Here is a 21,394-nt window from a genome sequence, read left to right as displayed (position 1 = left end):
GTGACAAACAGATGTCTGGCTGGAGTCATTAGCCCGCTACAAAACCGCTATACCCTAAAGTGAGCTATAGCGCGGTCTAAATTAGACCTGGCACCGGCGGTCAACCCCTCCTCTAACGCCCATTCATACCCTCTGATAGCCAGCACATAGACTGCTGGCTGTTTATCAAAGCAGAGCTGACAGGTCGCCATGATGGCCGGAATGGAGATCGCATGGGAGGTGAAGCTAAAATCCAGTTTTGCACTCGCCGACTGCAGTGAAAACGCCTCCACCCCCGGATCCTGAGTGGCATCGATAAACAACACTTTTTGTTTACGGCTGATCAGATCGGCATCTTCGAGAAACAGCTGATAATTACGCACCATCTCTGCCTCAGGACAGATGCCTGTGGCTTCCAGCCAGTCGACAAACGCCCATCCCAATCCGTCATCCTGGCGAGCAAGATTTCCGATACCATAGATCAGACAATCGGCCCGGTTAAAGTCCGCCAGCGCTAGCCGCTTCGGTTTAACGGCGCTGTTCATCAATCAGATTCCCCTCTGCATCAAACAGAGAAACCGCCAGTGGCATCTGCCCCAGCGCATGGGTAGCACAACTCAGGCAGGGATCGTATGCGCGAATGCCCACTTCGATAGCGTTCATCATCCCCTCGGTAATTTCAGCGTTTCCACTGATATAATCCTCTGCCACCGACTGCACCGTTCGATTGATGACACTATTGTTCTGAGTGGTCGAAACGATCAGATTGGCAAACGTAATCTCGCCCTCTTTATTGGCCTGGTAGTGGTGCAGCAGAGTCCCCCGGGGGGCCTCAACAACGCCAATCCCCTCACCGGTCCAGGCGTTTTCCGCCGGGGTCATCAGCAACTGCTCATTTTGCAGGTCGGGATCATTCAACAGTTCTTTAATCAGTTCTGCGGAGTGGATAATCTCAATAGCACGGGCCCAGTTAGTATGCAGCGTCATACTGTTTGATTTACCGCCGGTGTAGTCATGAAACTTTTCCAGGGCCGCCTGAGCCAGTGGAGTAGAGAGCGTTTTAGTTACATTCATGCGCGCCAGAGGCCCCACCCGTACAGAACCTTTGTCCCGTCCCAGTTGCTTCAGGAAGGGAAACTTCATATAGCTCCACGCTTCGGTCGCTTCGGAAAAATGCTCAAGATAGTCGTGGTAATCAAACTCCCGCACGATGGTCTTGTTTTCATCGATAATCCGGATTCGGCCGTGATAGTAGTCCACATTGCCCGCTTCATTAACCAGGCACATATCCAGTGACGGAACCACGGCAAAACTATCGACCTCTTGGCGGTGTTTTTCATGAAAATCATAAAACAGATTCAGACCATCCTGAGCGTATTCGATCACCTCATCAATGGAGAGCAGCCCCGCCTCTCCGTTGAGAAAGCGATCCCGTTCCGCTGCGCTGAGATTCTTGCTCACCCCGCCAGGGATAGAGCTGATGCCGTGCATCCGCTTACCTAATACCGCTTTGATCAGCTCCTGCCCCCACTTACGTAGTGCAACAACCCGCTTTACCAGCGCCGGATTCTGTTCCACCAGCCCCAGCACATTGCGCTGCTCCGGCGGCGCATCCATACCGAACAGCATCTCGGGGACAACCAGATAAAAATAGGCGGTCACATGGGACTGTAACTGCTGGGCATAGTGCCCCAGTCGACGGATTTTTTCTGGCGTTGGCAGCATATCGATTCCAGACCCCTGTCCCACACCAACCATATCATCCAGAGCTTTGGCGCCGCACAGGTGATGACTGACAAAGCAGATACCACAGATCCTCTGTAGCAACATCGGCGCTTCCCAGTAGGGATGTCCCTGTATCAGCTTTTCAAAACCGCGAAACTCCACCACATGGAGCTTAGCATCGGTCACCCTGTTACTATCATCCAGCTGAATGGTAACCTTGCCATGTCCCTCAATACGGGTAACAGGATCAATAACCAGTTTTCGACTCATCTCGGTTCCCTCTGTTAATCGTATCGGTTAATCGATGCCGGCAGGTCGAATTCACGCCCGTTAATCAGATCATCCAGCACTTTAAGAATCGTTGCACCATCTGGAGGGCAACCGGGGATAAAGTAATCCATTTTAACCACTTCGTGACAGGGGTATACCTTGGTGGTTATCCGCGGAATATCGTCGTGGTACGGAATCGTGGGTATTGCACCAGGCACCGCGGTGACTGAATCAACATAGGCTTCTTTCAGGCAGTCGGTCAGTTCAAACTCATTACGCATCGCCGGAACGCCACCCCAGATAGCGCAGGCGCCAACGGATATAAGAATGTCACAATTCTCGCGAAACTCTTTCAGAGTCTCAATATTCTCTTCATTAGCCACACCGCCTTCGATAAAACCGATGGCACAGCGCTCCGGAATCCGCTTAATATCGGTCAGCGATGAACGCAGGATAGTCACTTTATCCAACAGCCCCAGTAGCGCTTCATCCATATCCAGAAGTGACAGAGTGCAGCCCCAGCAGCCGCACAAACCGATCATCGCCACCTTGATTTTTTTATCTCGCGCCGCCTGTAGTGCAGGGTCCATCTGGCTGGCCGGAAGATCGTGTGAACAGGTTTGGTTTTTATCGGGTTTACTCATTTCTTTTTCTCCCCCAGCGCCCGTTCACGCACCGATTGAATCTCAAATTTGCGCTGCCCGATCGGATCATTAAAGCCAACCCCTTTCTCAAGAATACAGCCCACCGGGCAGATATCGACCGCTTGCCGCACCTGCTCCGGCGGCATCGCATTGGCAAGTTCTGCATTGATCTCAATCTGCGCAGTGCTGCCACGCCCCTTGATACTGAAGATCTTCTGATCGGTTTTCCGGTCCCGGATAAATTCAACACAGCGCTGACAGAAGATACAGCGGTCGCGCTCCAGCCAGAGTTGTTCGGCCACCACCTCCCGCGGCCGCAACGGAAAACGGTAAGGGAAACGGGATACCATCATCTCCAGCTCATAACCGGTATCCTGAAGCTCGCAGCGACCACTTTTTTCACAACTGGGGCAGTTGTGATTGCCCTCAACAAAGAGAAACTCCACCAGCGCTTTACGCATATCTGCCAGCTCTGCCGTTTCGACCTCCACCTGCATACCATCAGCCACCGGCACACTGCAGGCGGCAGTCACATGGCCATTGACCCGGACCGAACAGACACGGCAGGTCCCCAGACAGGGCCGTCCTTTGAGATAACAGAGCGTAGGAATATACACGCCGTTGTCTGCAGCAACGTCCACCAGGTTATGTCCCGCTTCAGTTGCTACCGGCTGACCATCAATGGTTATCTGAATACTCATTTCGTTTTCTCCGAAACCTCTTTCGCCGTTATCCGGGTCAGTTCTATACGCGCCTGTTCGTTGCCCTGTAACGCAGCTCCCAGATCAAATGATGGCAATAAGACCCCCTGCTGCCGGGTCAGTTTTGCCTGATAGATTTCCGGGAACTGCTGCAAGGTACTCAGAATCGGATTGGGCGAAGTGGCTCCCAGTCCACAGCGACTGGTACTGCGTACCAGATTCCCCCAACTCACCACCTCATCCAGATCCTGCTGACAGGCCCTGCCGGCAATAATCCGTTCAACCTTGTTACGCAGATCAATATTACCCGCCCGACAGGGAGTGCAGATACCGCAGGATTCATCGACAAAGAATTGCATAAAGTGCTGCACAATTTCGAGCAGATCCCTTGAGCGGTCGAAGATCATCAAAGAGCCATTGCAGCTGAGGTCGCCGTAACCGAAGCGCCGCTCGCCACTTTTTTCGACCGCAACACACTCGCCAGACGGGCCGCTGACCTGTACCGCCCAGGGATCGACAGCCCCCACCCGAGTCAGCACCTGATTAAGGGTCGTGCCCCACTCTATTTCGTATATTCCGGGGCGTACACAATCACCCGAAACACTCATCAGCCGGCTACCTCTGGAATCCTCTGTGCCCAGTTTCTGATACCAGTCAGCCCCCTGCTGCATCACCCGGGTTACCGCAGCAAGAGTTTCAACATTGTTGACACAGGTCGGCATCCCCAGATAGCCCTGCTCTACCGGGTAAGGCGGTTTCACCCGGGGGGTGCCCCGCTTACCCTCGCAGGATTCGATCAGTGCTGATTCATCTCCGCAGATATAAGCCCCGGCACCCATCTGGATACGGATATCAAAACTAAAATCCACATGCCCAAGAATATTGTCTCCCAGCAACCCCTGCTCTCTGAACAGTTGCAGTTGTTTCTCCAGATAAGCTTTGAGATAGATATACTCCTGACGCAGATAGATAATTCCCTCGCGGGCACCGATCACGCTGGCGGCCAGAATCATCCCCATCAATACAGCCTGCGGCGAGCGAATCAGTAAAGCTCTGTCTTTGAAAGTGCCCGGCTCCCCCTCGTCAGCATTACAGATCACATATTTAGCCGCCCCTGCAGCCTCGCGGCACAGGCGCCACTTCAACCCGGTGGAGAAACCCGCCCCGCCATGCCCCCTCAGACTGGCAGAGGCAATCTCCCCGATGACAGCATCGGGACCGGCATCCAGACAGTTTTTCAGAAGCCTTGGGAAATCATTCAGAGGCTGAAAAAACACCGGGCCGGCCTGACAGATATTGGTTTCAACCAGCTGATCTACATAGGTAACATCATCTTCAGGCAAGGCATTGGGGTTAGCGATCTCTGCGGGTGATCGGCCCTGTTTTAACAGGCTGACAATATCTGAGATTTTTTCGGGGGTCAGTCGGGTAAATACCACATCATCGAGCAACATCGCCGGTTCCTGATCGCTCAGGCCGATGCAGGGTGTTTCATACAAGCCAAACGTCCCGGACTCATCCACTCCCCCGACAGATGCGCCGGTCTCACGCTCCAGTGCCGCCAGCACCTGCTGATAACCCTTCATTCTGGCAATCACCGTATTGCTCAGATAAAAGGTGTACCTGCCGGTCGGATGATCATGAAAATAATGGTAAAAGGAACTGGTTTCGCGCACATCATCGACTGACATATTCAGGCCACCGGCCAGCTCCGACAGAGCCTCACCGGGTAGGTAACCGTACAGGTGATGCAGTTCCCAGAGCATATCAAGCAGACGGGTCCGGTCTGACTGATAACGCTGAATAATCGTCTGGATCTTGTTATTCATGTTCACAATCCTTCATGACATTGACGGCATTACGGATAAAGCATAACCATAAAACGGCTCCCCTTTATCTGAATAGAAGCGCTACGGCAGTGCAATGACCTCCATCAGCTACCCTTATTTAGTCAAGTTAAGTTCAAGCCAGTCTGTTATTTTTAACACAATCTGGTCCATTGTTTATAGAAAAACCCACTCAGGACATTTGTAAGAATTTACTTCATAGGACTATTGGCATTCTGGCTGGCTAACAACAATGAGATTTACCGCACTGGGTGATGAATACGTAAAGGGACTCACTGTTTATCTTAGCTGACCCGGCCGCCCAGAGCATCTCAGGCGAGCCTGGCACGAACGGCATAACACACTCACTGGCAATATGAACAATACCATCAGCACCCGTCAGCTTGACGGTCACCTGTGGCGCTGCGAATATTTCAGAGTTCATTAAAACCTGGTCTGGCGCGCAATACTCCATATTAATAACGAGGTTCGTTCAGCGTGTAAGCACCAGCGTCCGGGTAAATACAAAAATGTATGGTTCCCCTCATGATTGCAACACAGATTTGTGATCATGAGGTGGTTTTGCGCTAATGTATTCGGAGTCTTTAATTAGGAATGTTTCATTCCTGCTCCACGATGAGCATCCGCGCCAGATAGCCCTTAAAAAACCGACAGCTTATAACAGCTGTTTTTTGTGACAGGTTTACTACCCGGACGGTCAACCCTTTTCATCATCACGCTCTGTTATTGCAAACCTGATTAAACCTGCTGTGACTGGTAAGGCTCATTCTTGCTTAAAACAGCATACGCTATTCGTGACAGCTTGTTTGCCAGAGCAATACAGACCGTATTAAATGATTTACTTGCTCTCAGCTTTCTTAGCCAGTCATACATCGGCCCCCGATAGTTATCCAATCGTGATAGGATCGCTCTGGCTCCGTGCACTAATAAGCATCTAAGGCGTTTATTTCCACGCTTACTAATACCTAATAACTTCGACCTCCCTCCTGTCGAATATTGCCGCGGCACCAACCCTAACCAAGCAGCCATTTCTCGACCGCTTTTAAACTGATGAGCATTGCCCACTTCTGCTGCTAATTGGCTTGCAGTCATATCACCAATACCAGGAACGGTTTTTAGTAGCTGGCAACGACTGCTTTGCTTAACCTGCCTAACGATTTTTATATCTTGTTCGGCTATTTGCTCATTTAAGTAGCGGTAGTGATCATGCATCACTTGAAGCTCACCTATGATGGCTGGGCATAGTGTAACTTTTTGTGTGCTTAGCCATGAAAACAGCTTTTTCATCGCTGAGTGACCACGTGGAAGGGATAAACCGAATTCCAATAACAGCGCGCCAATACGTGACATACAAGCTGTGCGCTCCGCTACGAAGCCTTCACGTACTCGATGTACGACTACCTGACTTTGTGCGTCAACTGACTTCACTGCGACAAACCGCATATCCGGACGACCTGCCGCCTCAGTAATCGCTTGCGCATCAATGAAGTCGTTTTTATTACCTTTAACAAAAGGTTTAACATATTGAGGCGGGATTAATCGGACGTCGTGACCATAACTCATGCAGAGACGGCCTAACCAGTGCGCGCCACCGCATGCTTCAAACGCAATAATGCATGGCGGTAGTTGTGCTATAAAAGTAATGAGCTGATGACGAGAGAGTTTCTTTTTGCAGACTTGCTTATCGTGAGAATCACGACCAATTAAATGAAAAGAAGACTTGCCTAAATCGATTCCAAGGACTTTGATAGACATGAGATGGTTCTCCTTGTTGGTTTCGTCGCCTTTCCAGCATAGCTGGTTAAAAGCGAGGGGAACCATCTCATTAAACCCGCTATTTGCGGGTTTTCTGACAACATATTATCAAACGATTAGCCACAGGCTGCGCTACTCACTGGGATAACGGGTGGCTTTCAGGCTTTCTTTAATCTTCTTAAGATGTTGATGAAAATCCACACCTCGCCGCAACGTTACCCCGGTTGCCAGAACATCCAATAGTGTTAACTGAACGATGCGTGATGTCATCGGCATATAGATATCGGTGTCTTCCGGCGTGGGTGCCGCCAGCAACACCGTGCACTCTTTAGCCAGTGGTGAGTTTTCGGCGGATATACCAATAACCGTTGCACCATTCTCTCTGGCAATCTGAGCAACATCGACCAGTTCCCGGGTGCGACCGGTGTAAGAGATGACCACAAACACATCGCCTGTATGTGCAGCCGCAGCGACCATACGCATCATCAGCACATCTTCATAGGCAGCGACCGGCAGGTTGAACCGGAAAAATTTATGCTGAGCATCGGTGGCAACCGGGCCTGACGCCCCCAGCCCCAGGAAGGATATCTGCTTCGCCTGTATAAGGTAATCAACCGCCTTACTGATCAGTCCGGCATTCACCCCTTTACGGGCAACATCCAGCGCAGCAATCGTCGAGGTGAAAATCTTATCCGTATACTCCTCAGTGGAATCATCCTGCTCAACATTACGACTGACATAAGGAGTCCCCCCCGCCAGGCTCTGGGCCAGTTGAATCTTAAAATCCGGGTAGCCTTTCGCTTCGAAGTTTCGACAGAAGCGATTCACCGTTGGTTCACTGACAGACGCGGCCTGAGCCAGCGACGCTATACTTAACCGCGTTGCCGTTGCCGGATCACCAATGATGACATTGGCAACTTTACGCTCAGATTTATTTAACGATTCAAGACGATCGTAAATCTGCTCTAACAGGTTCATATCATAATTACTCTGTTTAAGTAGACTAAATGGTGGTTATTTAACTACATTTGTTAATATAAGGGTGACTATACATCCCTATAAAACCAGCTTCCAGCACTATTTTAGAGGCAATATATGCTAAAAGAGGGGAAATAAACCCTCTTGTATGTTGTTATATTACTTACATAGTGTTGAAAAACAGATTTAAACCACATAATATACACATTATATTGTTTTAATAACTACAAAATACAGGTTCAACCATGTCTATAGCGAGTACTTCCAGCGACATTGTGATCTTCGGTGCCATGGGTGACCTGGCTCAGAGGAAGCTTATCCCCTCACTGTTTCAGCTGGAAAGTGCTGACTTACTGGGACAGGACTCACGCATTATTGGCGTGGCAAGACACGAGGAAGACACCAATAGCTTCTCCGATATCTGCAAAGAAAGCCTGGCCCGATATGTAAAACCTGAAGAGCTGGAACCCGAAGCCCTGAAGCGTTTTCTGGCCAAAATTGAATACTGCAGCGTGAACTTTACCGAAGCTGAAAGCTACCAGGATCTGAAAACCACGCTTGATACCAGCGCCGAACGGGCACGCATCTTCTATTATGCAACCCCCGCTTCAATCTATGGATCAATTAGCAAAAACCTGACCAGGTGCGAGTGCATCAACACCAACAGCTGTGTCGTACTGGAAAAACCGATCGGCCATAATCTGAAATCCTCCAATGAGGTGAATGATCAGGTCGCCGAGTATTTCGATGAAACCCAGATCTACCGGATCGATCACTATCTGGGCAAAGAAACGGTACAGAATCTGATTGCCCTGCGCTTTGCTAACCCTCTGTTTGGTTCCCAGTGGAATCAAAGCCATATCTCCCACGTTGAGATTACCGTGGCGGAGAAAGTAGGCATTGAAGGTCGCTGGGGTTATTTTGATAAGGCCGGACAGATGCGGGATATGGTGCAAAACCACCTGTTACAGCTACTCTGCCTCACCGCGATGGACCCACCGGATGATCTGTCTGCAGACATGATCCGCAATGAAAAAGTGAAGGTACTTAAAGCCCTGCGCCCTATTACCTCAGAGATGTGCTCCACCCATGTCGTACGCGGACGCTACACAAAAGGAATGCTGGAGGGAACACCGGTTCCCGGCTATATGGAAGAGGAAGGCGCAAACCCGGATAGCAATACAGAAACCTTTGTTGCCATAAAAGCTGAAATTAATAACTGGCGCTGGGCCGGAGTCCCCTTTTACCTACGCACCGGAAAACGGATGCCGGAAAAGCTCTCGCAAATCACCATACACTTTAAACCTCAGCCACACTTTATCTTTGACGAAAACCAGAGACATCTGGCGCAGAATAAGCTGATTATCCGCTTACAGCCGGAAGAGGGAATCTCGCTACAGATACTGAACAAAGATCAGGGACTGGGTAAAGGAATGCGCCTGCGTAGCGAACCGCTGAAGCTGAACTTCTCCCAGGCGTTTGAACAGAAAAGGATTCCGGATGCCTACGAGCGACTGCTGCTGGAAGTGATTCAGGGCAATCAGTACCTCTTTGTGCGCCGCGATGAAGTCGAGCATGCCTGGACCTGGTGCGATCAGCTAATGGAGCACTGGGCCAGCGATACTAAGCCACCCCTGCCCTATGCCGCAGGCAGCTGGGGCCCAAAAGCGTCAGACCTGATGTTAATCAAAGATGGGAATAGCTGGCATGAAGATCAGTGAAATCCATTTTCCCGACAATGTCGACGTCCGGGCTTTTGAATCAAGAGAGGCGCTGACCGCTCACCTGTCAGCGTTGCTTCAGGATCAACTCAGTAACGCAATCAAAGACAAAGGCCGTGCCAGCCTGGCAGTCTCCGGTGGCTCAACTCCGGTACCGCTGTTTCAGAACCTGAGCCAGGCTGAGCTGCCATGGAATAAAGTCAGCATTACCCTGGCCGACGATCGCTGGATAAGCCCTGACAAACCGGACAGTAATGAGAAGCTTCTGCGTACTCATCTGCTTCAGGGCAACGCCAGAAGTGCAGATTTTATCTCACTCTGGCAACCCGGTTGCTCTGCTGAGGAGGCGATAGAGGCGTGCCAACAACGCTTATCCGCCATTGACGGAAGGCTCGATGTAGTCATTCTGGGAATGGGTAACGATGGTCATACGGCCTCTCTGTTTCCCTGCGCTGTAGAACTGAGAGCAGCGCTTTCCAGCACAGCAGACTGTGTTGCAGTTAACCCAACCACAGCGCCCTACGCCAGAATCTCGCTGACACCGGCACGACTATTAAACAGCGAGTTACGGATTTTACATATTTGCGGCAACGATAAGCTGGAAACACTAGCGCAAGCACTGACGAGCACCCCTGAATCGATGCCGGTCAGCCTGTTTCTGCAACACCCACTAATCATTTACTGGGCGCCGTAGATAAAAATGCTATTAGAGATACCACAACCACTGGCTCTGAATTAAATGACGGGATTACTTATGACTAACAACACACTATCAGCCGGGATGATGACCAGGATAGATCACCTATGCAGCCTGGGCCCGGTGATTCCGGTACTGACCATAGAAAGGCTGGAAGATGCCGTTCCCATCGCTGAAGCACTGGTTGAAGGAGGATTACCCGTTCTGGAAGTCACTCTGCGCACAGAGAATGCCCTGAAAGCGATCGAAGCAATCGCCCGGGCAGTGCCGGGAGCGCATGTGGGTGCCGGCACCGTCATCAATCCTGATGATTATAAACGGTCAGTGGATAGCGGCAGCTCATTCATCGTTAGTCCGGGTATCACCAGTGAACTGCTAGATTACGGCATCAACAGTGATATCCCCTACCTGCCAGGCATTCAGACCGTTTCTGAGATGATGGAAGGCATTAAACGCGGCTATAAACGCTTTAAGTTCTTCCCTGCGGAAATATCAGGCGGCACGGCTGCATTAAAAGCCTTTGGCGGCCCCTTCGGCGATATCCGGTTCTGCCCTACCGGCGGCATCAGAGTACACACCGCCGCTGACTATCTGGCACTGCCAAATGTTATGTGCGTCGGCGGCACCTGGCTAACCCCGGATGAACTGATAGCCAATAAAGACTGGGCAGGTATCATGAAACTTGCCAGAGAAGCGGTTAACAGTGCTTCCTGAGACCACGCAATAGCAAACAGCAGTGTTGCAGGCTTTTATCCGTCGTATTGGTTCTGACCAAAAGAATACCTGATGTAAGGTTTGCCCGCTGTAATGCGGGCTTTTTTATTAGCTGATCCCGATAACAGAACGCGCTAAAAAAACGTATTTAAAGGTGACCCGAATGGATATGAAGCAGATAACGATGCCGACACGGAAACGTATCGCACTGATCGCTCACGATAATATGAAGCAGGATCTGCTCGACTGGACACAAAAGAATCAGGCTATCCTCAGCCAGCACCAGCTGTATGCCACAGGCACCACCGGCCATCTGCTGGAAAACAGTCTGAACATGCCGATTACTAAGCTCATTAGCGGCCCACTGGGTGGCGACCAGCAGATTGGCGCGATGGTGACTGAGCAGAAGATAGATATTATTATTTTCTTTTGGGATCCCTTTGAGCCGATGCCTCACGATCCTGATGTTAAAGCGCTATTGCGGGTGGCCGCTGTCTGGAATGTGGCGGTTGCCTGCAGCAGAAGCTCTGCCGACTTCATGATCAGCTCGCCACTTTTGAGTCAGCAGCACCCGTACAGCGTACCCGATTATGAAGACTATCTGCAGAAGCGACTCAATAAACCATAAGCAAAAAGGCGCTATTTTCTGCCCCTTAAGCGTTATTTTAATCGCTTAACCCGGATTACCGGGCTGGCGGATAAGGCAGTGATCTGACTGAAGTGGCCAGCGTCTGCGTTGCACCGACCGCCAGAACCGGCTCATCGAAAAACCGGGTTCTGGCGGCCTCGACACAGACAAACTGAGACACCTGATCCATCCCTACATCACTCATGTTTGCGGCCGCAGACCCCGGGTTCCAGATAACCGTAGAGCCGCTCCCCCTATTAATAATGCGCAAGGCACGCTTCCAGCCATGATCAATCAGCATCACGCCGTCACTATTATCCGTCTGTTCAACCACCAGATCAGTTTCCGCAGTAAAACGCAGGGACGGCGGCATCACTCCCGGCTGCATATCCTGAACCTTGTCCAGACAACGGCAATCGGCTAATCCCTGTATCTCAATATCATGGCTGTCGGACACCGCAAAATAACTGTGCAGCGCCTGGGTAAGCGTCATCGGCTGAGCAGAGCCATTAGTCGTGGTTAACGCCAGCGAAAGCTCAGCATCTGCCACGGTGATCTCCAGTTGCAGCTGAATCCCGTCACAGAGAGAGAGCTCCGGTGACATCAGCCACCGTCCACCCGTTTCATCAACGGCCTGATCGTCGATCTGCCAGCGGGCGGTGCGGGCAACACCATGCTTAGGCAGCTCAGGATTCTGAGGATGCTCCGCAAACCAGGGCCAGCAAACCGGTATACCGCCACGGATCGCCGCTGGAGCACCGGCAGGTTTTGCAGTAAGCCATAACAGAGGCTTTTCACCCGCAGGCCGGAACAGCATCACCTGCCCCCCCAACAGGGAGATAACCAGCTCACCCCAGAGATCCTTGAAAACAATCAGCTCATATCCGCACCATTGCAGAGAGTGGCAGCCCATATCCATGCTTGTTATTTTCGTTTCCAGGCTATCCTGAAACGGGGAATGATCCATAATACCGGCCTCGATCCGTATTTTTTTACAAAGAAAAGCCGTCATAATCAGACGGCTAATAATTCAGTACAATTACAATGTAAGAACAGATAGTACAGCAAAACCCACTAGCCAAACACGCTGCTCTGACCGCCCGTTATCTCTATCTCGCCACGGGCAACAATCAGCTTCGCCGCATTATGTCCGACAGCAGTAGACTGACACAGCTGCAGACTGGTTAACGAGTAGATGCCATCATTAATCAATAGCTCAAGACTGCCATTATCGCTGATCCATTCCAGCGTTACTGAACCACGACTATGAGTGATTGGCAGATCAAAACGGCAGGGGAAAAAGCGATCGAATGCGTCGACACCATTCTGCCCTGTACGCTGATAACTCATAATCAGTCCGCTCTCCGTCTGCCTGAAACTCAGATCGGGCTGTCCGGTCTGACTCAGACACAGATCAACGCAACTTCCCGACTTCATAGCAAAGCTGATCGACCCATGAACCGGCTTTATGCTCTCCTGCGCCGTAGTCAGGGCAAGCTGCTCTCCTTCGCCAAGAGCGTCACAGGTGAGCATGGTCGCTTGCGATAACGGTTGTTCACCCAGCTCAGGCACAAACCGCTGTCCGATCCGCACCCCTTCAGCGGTGGCAACCAGACGGACCTCTCTGGGAACCGTCATCATGCCACGCCAGCCACTTTGGGGAATGTTATTGGCATACAGCCAGTTATTAATCCAGGCAATGGCGATGCGACGATTGTCCGGCGCATCAGACCAGCTTTGTGCCGCATAAAAGTCACGGGACTGATCCATCAGCAGTACTTTGTCGGGCTCATTTTCATTATGAAAATGGGTGCCGTCAAAATCGCCAATGAAATATTGAGTAAAGGATCCCCAGCTATCTTCGCCCGCCCCCACACCGACAATCAACACCCAGCGACTACCTGAACCGTCCTCAACCGGCAGTTCAAACAGATCCGGACACTCCCAGGGTCCCTCAGTATGAGATCCCTGATGCTCACCAAACTCACTGCATAACGCCCAGTCCAGCAGATTTTCAGAGCGGTAGAAACGGATAGTCTGGCCACAGGCAAGGGCCATAATCCAATGCTGAGAGGCCTGATGCCAGACCACTTTAGGATCGCGAAAATCTTTGAAGCCCGGTACCGGAATAATGGGATTACCTGCATATTTCTCCCAACTACGGCCCCGATCACGACTAAAAGCGATACATTGATCCTGCTCATAGTCATCACACCCTTCACCCGTCACCCGGTGGGTCGTGTAAAATAGCAGCAGCCCGGACTCGCCATTAAACAAACCACTGGTATCGTTGTAATCGACGATCGCACTACCGGAAAAACACATGCCATTTTCATCAGGGAAAAGCGCTATCTCCAGGTGCTGCCAATCGATAAGATTGACACTGACCGCATGCCCCCAGTGCATTGGCCCCCACTCAAGCCCATCAGGATAATACTGATAGAACAGATGGTATTCTCCATCAAAATAAACCAAACCATTTGGATCATTCATCCACGCCCTGGGCGGTGTAAAATGCAGCAATGGACGCTCAGTCACAGTTGCTGATACAAAAGAAGCTGCTGCAGAAGTCATAGAGTACCGCTGTAAAATAGTTGTATACCGGCTATGCCGGCATACTTATGAAAAATTGAAACCGAACTCAGCCTGAAACCAATTCCTGAACTGAAACCTCTGTATGAAGGGGTACCGGTTGTGCTGCTCTTAGAGATAAACCATTACAATCAAACAGGTGACACTGATCCAGATCGAAACTAATGTCACAGTGATGCCCCCTTTGTACTGAACTTAAGCCTCCCGCCTGTACGATAAGCTCATTGTCTCCGGCGTAACGGGCATAGATATAGGTCGCCCCACCCAGGTGTTCGACAACATCGACATCAACACCTATCTTCACCTCCCCCTTATGGTCTTCCTTCAGATGCTCGGGTCGAATACCCAGCTTAACCTTGCTCATACCAGGCGAGGCACTCACATCCGCGCCCAGCTCAACCTCCGTTCCACAAGGTAACCGTAGCTGCAACGAACAGTTGGTTTGGCTGATCACATCACAGTCAAAAAAGTTCATTCGGGGAGAGCCGATAAAACCCGCAACAAACTCATTTACCGGATTCAGGTACAACTCAATCGGGCTGCCAACCTGCTCGATATTTCCACCGCGCAAAACGACGATTTTATCCGCCATTGTCATCGCCTCAACCTGATCATGGGTTACATAGATCATGGTATTCTTCAACTGTGAATGCAGTTTAGCGATCTCGACCCGCATCTTAACCCGAAGCTCCGCATCCAGATTCGACAGCGGCTCATCAAACAGGAACACCTTGGGATTACGGACAATTGTACGTCCGATCGCGACCCGCTGACGCTGACCGCCAGAGAGTGCTTTAGGCTTGCGATCCAATAACGGCTCTAACTGGAGGATTTTGGCCGATTCATCCACCCGACGCTTGATCTCAGCCTTATCCGTTTTTGCCATTTTCAGGCCAAACCCCATATTTTCCCGCACCGTCATATGTGGATACAGGGCATAAGACTGAAACACCATCGCCACACCCCGACGGGATGCTGCAACAGAGGTGACACATTCATTATCGATGTGCAGCTCACCTTCGGTGATCTCTTCAAGCCCGGCAACCATGCGCAGAAGTGTAGATTTACCACAACCGGATGGACCGACAAAGACAACGAATTCACCATCCTTAATATCCAGATCAATACCGTGGATTGTTTCAACATCGCCATAGCGCTTAACGACTTTGGTCAGTTTTACGTCTGCCATTTTTCTTCTCCCGAGATTGCCTGCTGTACAGGCCATCAAGTGCTTGAATTCTTATTTTTCCAACAACCGGTCAGCCTTTTATGCCGGCTCCGGCCAAACTGCTTACAAATTTCTTCTGGAACGCCAGGAACACGGCCAGTACCGGCAGGGTAACAAATGAGGCGTAGGCCATAATTTCACCCCAGCTGGTCTGTCTGCCGAAGAAGATCTGAATACCCGGCATGACCGGACGGGCGTCCTCACCCTGCACCGCCATAATCGGCCAGATATACTGATTCCACATCAACAGAAAATGCAGGATGGCCACTGTGGCAAACACGGGGCCGGACATCGGCACGATGATGTGTCGGTAGATCTGAAAAGGTGTCGCGCCATCCAACTCTGCAGCCTCATCAAAATCTTTCGGTATATCCCTGAAGAACTGATAGAACAGAAAGATGAAAAAGGAGTTCGCAACGAAAGGCAGAATCTGCACTTCCAGCGAGTTCAGCCAGGACCCCATCAGCACCAAACCACCCTGATCCCAGCCGATCGTTGGCAGCTTAGATACCAATAGCAACAGCGGCACCACTATCGCTTCGATAGGGATAATCATCAGCGCAACCACTGCTGCGAGAATATATTTCCGACCACTCCAGCTCATACGGGACAGAGTGAATGCCAGTAAGCTATTGACAAATAATCCCAGAATAACGGTTGCTGACGTAATCAGTATTGAGTTACGGAAATAGAGTAAAACATCACTCTTTTCAAATACCTGGCGGTAGTTATCCAGCGTAAGATCGCCGACCGGCAGAATAGCCCGAATACTGTAAAGATCCGCAAAAATAACCTGCTCTGGCTTAAAAGAAGACATGATCATAAACAGCAGCGGGAACAGAAAAACGTAACCAATCAGTAAAAGAAAGAGATACGCGCCCAGCTTTTGTAAACGTTTCATTACGCACCCTCCTGCTTGTCAAAAAAGCGCTTCTGTAGCAACGCAATTGCCAGAATAGCCAGAAAGAAAATCACACTGATCGCAGAACCGTAGGCAATATCCTGCTCCCTGAAACCTTTAGTCACGGCATGATACATAACCGTTGAAGTAGAGCCCTGAGGACCACCCCGGGTCATGACATCGACCTGGGTAAACAAACCAAACGCCTGAATCGTCGTACTGATAACAACGAAGATAGTGGTGTTCTTTAGCCCCGGCAGAGTAACATTGACAAACTTGCCCCAGAGACCAGCACCATCGAGCTCAGCGGCTTCATACAGATCGCCGGAGATGCCCTGCAAACCGGCAAGAAAAATCAGCATCTGCACACCGGCGGCCTGCCAGGCAGACATCAGCACAATCGAGGGCATCGCCCAGTCAGGATCACCCAGCCAGTCAACCGGGCCGATCAGCCCGAACGACATCGCATTCAGATAGTGGTTAAATAATCCTAAATCTTTGTGATACAGAAAGCTCCAGACGATCGACACCACAACAATAGATGTCACCACTGGCGAGAAGAATACCGTTCGAAACAGGAAGATTCCCCGCAGCTTCTGATTAATCAGCAGCGCCAATCCTAAGGCCGTGCCACACTGGATCGGCACCACCAGAATCACAAACAATAATGTATTAATAATGGACTGAATAAAGCTCGGATCCTTCGCCAGAAGGACGACACGCTTATCTCCAAAAGACCAGTGGGTAAACGCTTTAAAATCTTTATATTCAGAATCCTTACGCAGCACTGAACGCAGTCTTGGATAGACCCGCTCGCCATCCGCTGTATGTTTCAGATTGCCAGCTGCATCGGCAACCGGCTCCTGAACCAACCAGCTGATGCTCAACAAGCGGTCATAGTTTCGTAAACCAACCCACTCTGTCGCATTAGGTGACAACAAACGCTGATCGGTAAACGACATCCCCAGCGCCATTAGAAATGGCAGAACCATAAACATAAACAGACCAAGCAGAGCCGGAGCACTCATAAGAAAGACATATCGCTTTCTCGGTGGACGGTGGGGCTCGGCGGGCCGACCTGATGACACGGTTACCGTGTCGCTACTGTTAACAGACGTATTAGCATTCATACACATATCTCGCTGCTTCACTATCAGACTGTTACTGCCCCCTTTACAGAGCACAATAACAGTCCCGACAGGCCGGCTTATTGAGTAAAACCGTAACCTTTATTATCAGAGATGTTGCGCTCGATAGTATCGACTGCATCATCCAGGGCATCCTGTACATTAGCTCCATCTTTTATATTTCGAGCCATTGTTTCAAAGGTGCTGGAAATAATTGGATAGGCAGGTGTAGCCGGACGCAATTCAGCAAAAGCAGCTGAAAAATCGTAAAAATAACGCCAGTCTCCACTAGCCTGATAATGGTCAGTCAGCTCTGCGGCTTCCGGAGATGAAGGAATCAGGCCCGTTGCCACTGACATTGCAGCAATCTCTTCAGGCTGCAGCATAAAATCAACGAATGCCGCTGCACCTTCCGGGTTTGCACATGACTTTGCGATTCCCCACTGCCAGGAACCACCACCGATAACCGGACCGCCGCCAAAATCAGGTACCGGCATCACAACCAGGTCATCGCCCCAGCGCTTAGAGTGATTTGCCATCTCCCAGCTACCGACGTAGTCCAGTGCAGCGCGCCCCTGAACAAAAGCTTTGTCATCGCTTGGGTTACGATCGACATACTCATTGTCAAACAGGCTTTGGAAGAAGGTTCCCCAGGCCAGACCTGCTTTACCGTTTAGCACACCCTCAGATGTTACGTAGTTGTCACGATCAATCTGATCAGCACCGAAACTCTGCAGCATCGGTGCATAACCATAGGAGTACCACTCACCGGTCCAGCCGGTACAGCAGCTCAGCCTTAGTCCACGGCTGCACATAGGTCGCCTGACGCAGGTTATATTTCTCAAGAATCGATTTACGGGTAAACAGCGCCAGCGCGACATCGAACTGACCGACAGAATAGACTTTGCCTTTGTATGTTCCTTTCGCACTGCCAATCAGGCCATCAAGCGCTTCCTGGGAAAGCAGGCCCTCAAGGGGACGCAGATAACCTGACCACGCAAAGTTAGGTACAACCGGCTGATCCATATCCAGAATACAGGGCAGATCTCCAGCCAGTGCAGCGGCAGTTACAGTCTGGGTATATGAACCCTCGGGGATCATCTCTGCAGTAATGTGCCATTTAGTTTGTGACTGATTAAAACGATCCATAGTCGCTTTGTTGACTTCGATCTCCTTAATATTACTCGTCTCATGACGCCACAGTTTAATCTCAGACGTCGCAGCCATGACGCTGCCAACACTGAATGTCAACGTTGTCATTACCGCGCAAGACAAAAGAGAGATGTTCATTCTTTTCATGTTTAGACCCTTATTGTTATTTTTTCTTGATTTTAAGCACTAATTTTTCAGTAAATGAGACTGCCGTTCAATGACTGAAAACGGGATCAACCGGGTAACAATATCGCCCCCCTGATTGAAAATACTATTCATCGCAGCCTGCCCCATCTCAAAATGTGGCAATGCCATGGTAGTCAGCCCGGGAGACAAACCTGGCGCGATCATACGCTGATTATCAAAACTGGTGATCGCTATCTCTCTGCCGACCTGCAATCCACGCTTAGCAAACTCAAAGTAGGCCTGCATTGCAAATTCATCTTTTCCACATACAAAGGCCGTTGGTTGATTGTTCAGCCTCAATAGCTCTGCAACCGCTTTTTCAACATTAATACAATCCGCTGCTTCGTCAAAGCGTGGCTCACCCTGAACAATCAACTGCGGATCATACGCAATATCCGCCTCAGCGAGCGCCTTCCGGTAACCCTCCAGTCGTTTTACCGCAGCGACAATATCCGGATTAAGAGTAATATGACCAATTCGTTTATGGCCCTGCTCAATCAGCAACCGCGTAGCATCATAGCCAGCCTGAACTTCGTCAGGAATAAAAGTTGTGAGTGTTTCGTTTTCTGCGTAGCAGTTCACCAGCACTGAAGGCACCTGTAACATCTCTTGCGGTACCTGCACTTCTTTATGGTAGTAGCTCGCATAGACCAGTCCTTCTACCCGGCGTTCCAGCAACATATCAATTGCTCGCTGCCTGCCAATACGATCGTTTTCAATGTTAACCACCATTAAAACCTTATCATGCCGACTCGCAACCTCCTGCGCCCCGATCAAAAGGTCTCCGGCATAGGGCTGAGTTACCACTTCATCCGAGATAAAACCGATAACACCCGACTGCTGATTACGCATCATGCGAGCGGCCCGGTTAGGTCTGTAGTTCAAAGCAGTAATCGCTTCCTGTACACGGGCACGGGTTTCTTCACGCACATTAGGGTCGTTATTAACCACCCTGGAAACGGTTTTAAAGGAAACTCCGGCCTGCTTCGCCACCTGCTTAATGGATACCATCAATCTACGACCACTTATGACAACGTTGTCAAATATTAGATCGGAGCCATTGAGTTGTCAATGTTGTTTGAGTATTATTCACCTCAATGATTAGATTTTTTAAACTACGAAACAAAACAGAACTAAACTGTAAATGCTGACAGGAAGTGTTATTTTAACGCTACGGTGGTTGTTCAGGCACTCAATTGAACCTGATATGAAATCCTGTAGTTTTAAATAAAGACAAAAAATATATTATTAAACAGTAAGTTAAAAAATCATAATTTATTGTAGAGAGACCCGCTACAGCAGGTCGGAATGGCCTGATATCAGATTAGTCATGTCGATCCACCTCTTAAAACATATAACAATAAAAATGCATATATTATGAAAATGACTGCTTGTTTAAAATGTTTCACCCATGAAGCATTAAAGAAAGAACCTCTGCCCGCTCTTCACTTTGGAGACTCAGGCTATGATCGCTGACAGCAAAAAAGCGCCCCGCCCGACAATCCGGGATGCCGCTACGCATATAGGCGTCTCTACAGCGACCATTTCGAATGCGTTCAATCACCCGGATCAACTCTCACCGGAGCTGCGCGAACGCATCCTGTCTGAGTGCCAGCAACTGGGTTATCGCAGTTCAGGCTCTCCCCGTAAAGCAGATACCAACGGTAACCAGGGTGTTATCGGCATAGTGCTGCCAGACTGCCTCAGCTATAACCTGAACGACAGTGTTGCCAATCAATTCCTCAATGGCGTCACCACCGAGTTAGAAAGCCAGCATCTGAGCATGCTACTGATCCACTCCCGGGAGCTATCCAGCACTAACCAGGTGCGCCGGCTACAGTCATCCGTCGATGGTTTTATTGTCTACGGACACATTGAAGAGGAAGCAATTTTTGATCAGCTCACGCTGCAAAGTAAAAAACTCATTGCCGTCGACTGCGCTATGGGGAATCACAGCAGTGTAGCCAGTGACAATTTCGGAGGCGCATTCAATAGCGCAAATCTGGCACTGCAACATCATCCAGAATACCCAGCCATACTGGGATTACGCATCATTGACTCTAAACATGTGTGCCGGGTCTACAACGATAACGATCTGTTCAGCAACACCATTTCTGTCGCTGCGCTGCGCCTGCAGGGATACCGTAAAGCGCTGAGTGAACACAATATGATTTTGCCCAATGAGCGAATCTGGCATATCCCGGATAACACTGAAGCCTCAGCCCTGCTCGCCGTGCGTGAAGCACTGCAATGCACCCCCCGGCCTGATGCTCTTTTTTGCATGACCGACACCTATGCACTGACCGCCATTAAAGAGGCAACCAGAATGGGAATCAGAATCCCACAAGAACTTAAAATAATAGGTTTCGATGGTGTCCCCGAGTCGCTTACCAGTTCGCCATCACTGACAACGGTTAAGCAGGACAACTTTGCCAAAGGCGAGATTGCTGCAAGCCTGTTTACCAAACCTGACACCCCTCACGAAACAATACTGGCAACAGAACTCCTCATCCGCGAAAGCTGCCCCCTACCCTGATGTCGGTATAAAC

At 50.2% G+C, this 21,394-nt stretch carries 21 protein-coding genes; 5 read left to right on the top strand and 16 right to left on the bottom strand.

The window, feature by feature from the left end:
- Window positions 1-47: 47 nt before the first annotated feature.
- The 8 genes from KDX31_04775 to KDX31_04740 all read right to left on the bottom strand — a co-directional run bounded on the left by KDX31_04775 (window position 48) and on the right by KDX31_04740 (window position 7,899).
- Window positions 48-524, bottom strand: coding sequence for a hydrogenase maturation protease (locus tag KDX31_04775; protein UTW04329.1), 477 nt, complete (start codon window positions 522-524; stop codon window positions 48-50).
- Window positions 508-1,974 carry a Ni/Fe hydrogenase subunit alpha gene (locus tag KDX31_04770; GenBank protein ID UTW04328.1) on the bottom strand — a complete coding sequence of 489 codons (1,467 nt, stop codon included), beginning with the start codon at window positions 1,972-1,974 and terminating at the stop codon, window positions 508-510. Before KDX31_04770 ends, KDX31_04775 begins: the two co-directional genes overlap by 17 nt.
- Before the next feature lie 14 nt (window positions 1,975-1,988).
- Window positions 1,989-2,618, bottom strand: coding sequence for an NADP oxidoreductase (locus KDX31_04765; protein UTW04327.1), 630 nt, complete (start codon window positions 2,616-2,618; stop codon window positions 1,989-1,991).
- The gene (locus KDX31_04760) at window positions 2,615-3,319 is read right to left on the bottom strand and encodes a (2Fe-2S)-binding protein (protein UTW04326.1); all 705 of its coding nucleotides are present in this window, start codon (window positions 3,317-3,319) and stop codon (window positions 2,615-2,617) included. The genes KDX31_04765 and KDX31_04760 overlap by 4 nt, the downstream gene beginning before the upstream one ends.
- Window positions 3,316-5,148, bottom strand: a complete 1,833-nt coding sequence (locus tag KDX31_04755; GenBank protein UTW04325.1) for an NAD(P)H-dependent oxidoreductase subunit E — start codon at window positions 5,146-5,148, stop codon at window positions 3,316-3,318. The genes KDX31_04760 and KDX31_04755 overlap by 4 nt, the downstream gene beginning before the upstream one ends.
- Window positions 5,149-5,389: 241 nt before the next feature.
- On the bottom strand, window positions 5,390-5,590 hold the full coding sequence (locus KDX31_04750; GenBank protein UTW04324.1) for a hypothetical protein: 201 nt from the start codon (window positions 5,588-5,590) through the stop codon (window positions 5,390-5,392).
- Between the two features lie 314 nt (window positions 5,591-5,904).
- Window positions 5,905-6,921, bottom strand: a complete 1,017-nt coding sequence (locus KDX31_04745; GenBank protein UTW04323.1) for an IS110 family transposase — start codon at window positions 6,919-6,921, stop codon at window positions 5,905-5,907.
- Window positions 6,922-7,053: 132 nt separating this feature from the next.
- Entirely contained in the window at window positions 7,054-7,899 is an 846-nt protein-coding gene (locus tag KDX31_04740) for a MurR/RpiR family transcriptional regulator (protein UTW04322.1), read from the bottom strand.
- Window positions 7,900-8,144: 245 nt separating this feature from the next.
- Between KDX31_04740 and zwf the strand changes: the two genes are divergently transcribed.
- The 4 genes from zwf (at window position 8,145) to KDX31_04720 (ending at window position 11,659) form a co-directional block, all read left to right on the top strand.
- Entirely contained in the window at window positions 8,145-9,620 is a 1,476-nt protein-coding gene (gene zwf, locus KDX31_04735; GenBank protein ID UTW04321.1) for a glucose-6-phosphate dehydrogenase, read from the top strand.
- Window positions 9,607-10,314 (top strand): 6-phosphogluconolactonase, encoded by a 708-nt coding sequence (gene pgl / locus KDX31_04730; protein UTW04320.1) that lies wholly within the window; start codon window positions 9,607-9,609, stop codon window positions 10,312-10,314. The genes zwf and pgl overlap by 14 nt, the downstream gene beginning before the upstream one ends.
- A gap of 87 nt (window positions 10,315-10,401) precedes the next feature.
- Window positions 10,402-11,031, top strand: coding sequence for a bifunctional 4-hydroxy-2-oxoglutarate aldolase/2-dehydro-3-deoxy-phosphogluconate aldolase (locus KDX31_04725; GenBank protein ID UTW05303.1), 630 nt, complete (start codon window positions 10,402-10,404; stop codon window positions 11,029-11,031).
- 163 nt (window positions 11,032-11,194) lie between these two features.
- Complete coding sequence (locus KDX31_04720) at window positions 11,195-11,659, top strand: methylglyoxal synthase (GenBank protein ID UTW04319.1); 465 nt, start codon at window positions 11,195-11,197, stop codon at window positions 11,657-11,659.
- A 55-nt stretch (window positions 11,660-11,714) separates the two neighbouring features.
- On the opposite strand, the gene KDX31_04715 is transcribed toward KDX31_04720, so the two are convergent.
- The 8 genes from KDX31_04715 to KDX31_04680 form a co-directional block, all read right to left on the bottom strand.
- Window positions 11,715-12,626: a D-hexose-6-phosphate mutarotase gene (locus KDX31_04715; protein UTW04318.1), complete on the bottom strand. Its 912-nt coding sequence runs from the start codon at window positions 12,624-12,626 to the stop codon at window positions 11,715-11,717.
- A gap of 107 nt (window positions 12,627-12,733) precedes the next feature.
- Window positions 12,734-14,233, bottom strand: a complete 1,500-nt coding sequence (locus tag KDX31_04710) for a glycoside hydrolase family 32 protein (GenBank protein ID UTW04317.1) — start codon at window positions 14,231-14,233, stop codon at window positions 12,734-12,736.
- 67 nt (window positions 14,234-14,300) lie between these two features.
- On the bottom strand, window positions 14,301-15,440 hold the full coding sequence (gene ugpC, locus KDX31_04705) for a sn-glycerol-3-phosphate ABC transporter ATP-binding protein UgpC (GenBank protein UTW04316.1): 1,140 nt from the start codon (window positions 15,438-15,440) through the stop codon (window positions 14,301-14,303).
- Between the two features lie 70 nt (window positions 15,441-15,510).
- Complete coding sequence (locus tag KDX31_04700) at window positions 15,511-16,380, bottom strand: carbohydrate ABC transporter permease (GenBank protein UTW04315.1); 870 nt, start codon at window positions 16,378-16,380, stop codon at window positions 15,511-15,513.
- Window positions 16,380-17,510, bottom strand: coding sequence for a sugar ABC transporter permease (locus tag KDX31_04695; GenBank protein UTW04314.1), 1,131 nt, complete (start codon window positions 17,508-17,510; stop codon window positions 16,380-16,382). Before KDX31_04695 ends, KDX31_04700 begins: the two co-directional genes overlap by 1 nt.
- A 77-nt stretch (window positions 17,511-17,587) precedes the next feature.
- A complete protein-coding gene (locus KDX31_04690) occupies window positions 17,588-18,322 on the bottom strand; it encodes an extracellular solute-binding protein (protein UTW04313.1) in 735 nt (244 codons plus the stop codon).
- Window positions 18,273-18,806: an extracellular solute-binding protein gene (locus KDX31_04685; GenBank protein UTW04312.1), complete on the bottom strand. Its 534-nt coding sequence runs from the start codon at window positions 18,804-18,806 to the stop codon at window positions 18,273-18,275. Before KDX31_04685 ends, KDX31_04690 begins: the two co-directional genes overlap by 50 nt.
- A 39-nt stretch (window positions 18,807-18,845) precedes the next feature.
- The gene (locus KDX31_04680; GenBank protein UTW04311.1) at window positions 18,846-19,856 is read right to left on the bottom strand and encodes a LacI family DNA-binding transcriptional regulator; all 1,011 of its coding nucleotides are present in this window, start codon (window positions 19,854-19,856) and stop codon (window positions 18,846-18,848) included.
- Between the two features lie 454 nt (window positions 19,857-20,310).
- On the opposite strand from KDX31_04680, the gene KDX31_04675 reads away from it, so the two are divergent.
- Entirely contained in the window at window positions 20,311-21,381 is a 1,071-nt protein-coding gene (locus KDX31_04675; GenBank protein ID UTW04310.1) for a LacI family DNA-binding transcriptional regulator, read from the top strand.
- Window positions 21,382-21,394 lie beyond the last annotated feature (13 nt).

The organism is Amphritea atlantica (assembly GCA_024397875.1).
Classification (GTDB): Bacteria; Pseudomonadota; Gammaproteobacteria; order Pseudomonadales; family Balneatricaceae; genus Amphritea; species Amphritea atlantica_B.
The sequence above is the reverse complement of the archived record's forward strand: the minus strand, read 5'-3'. Positions and strand labels throughout refer to the sequence as shown.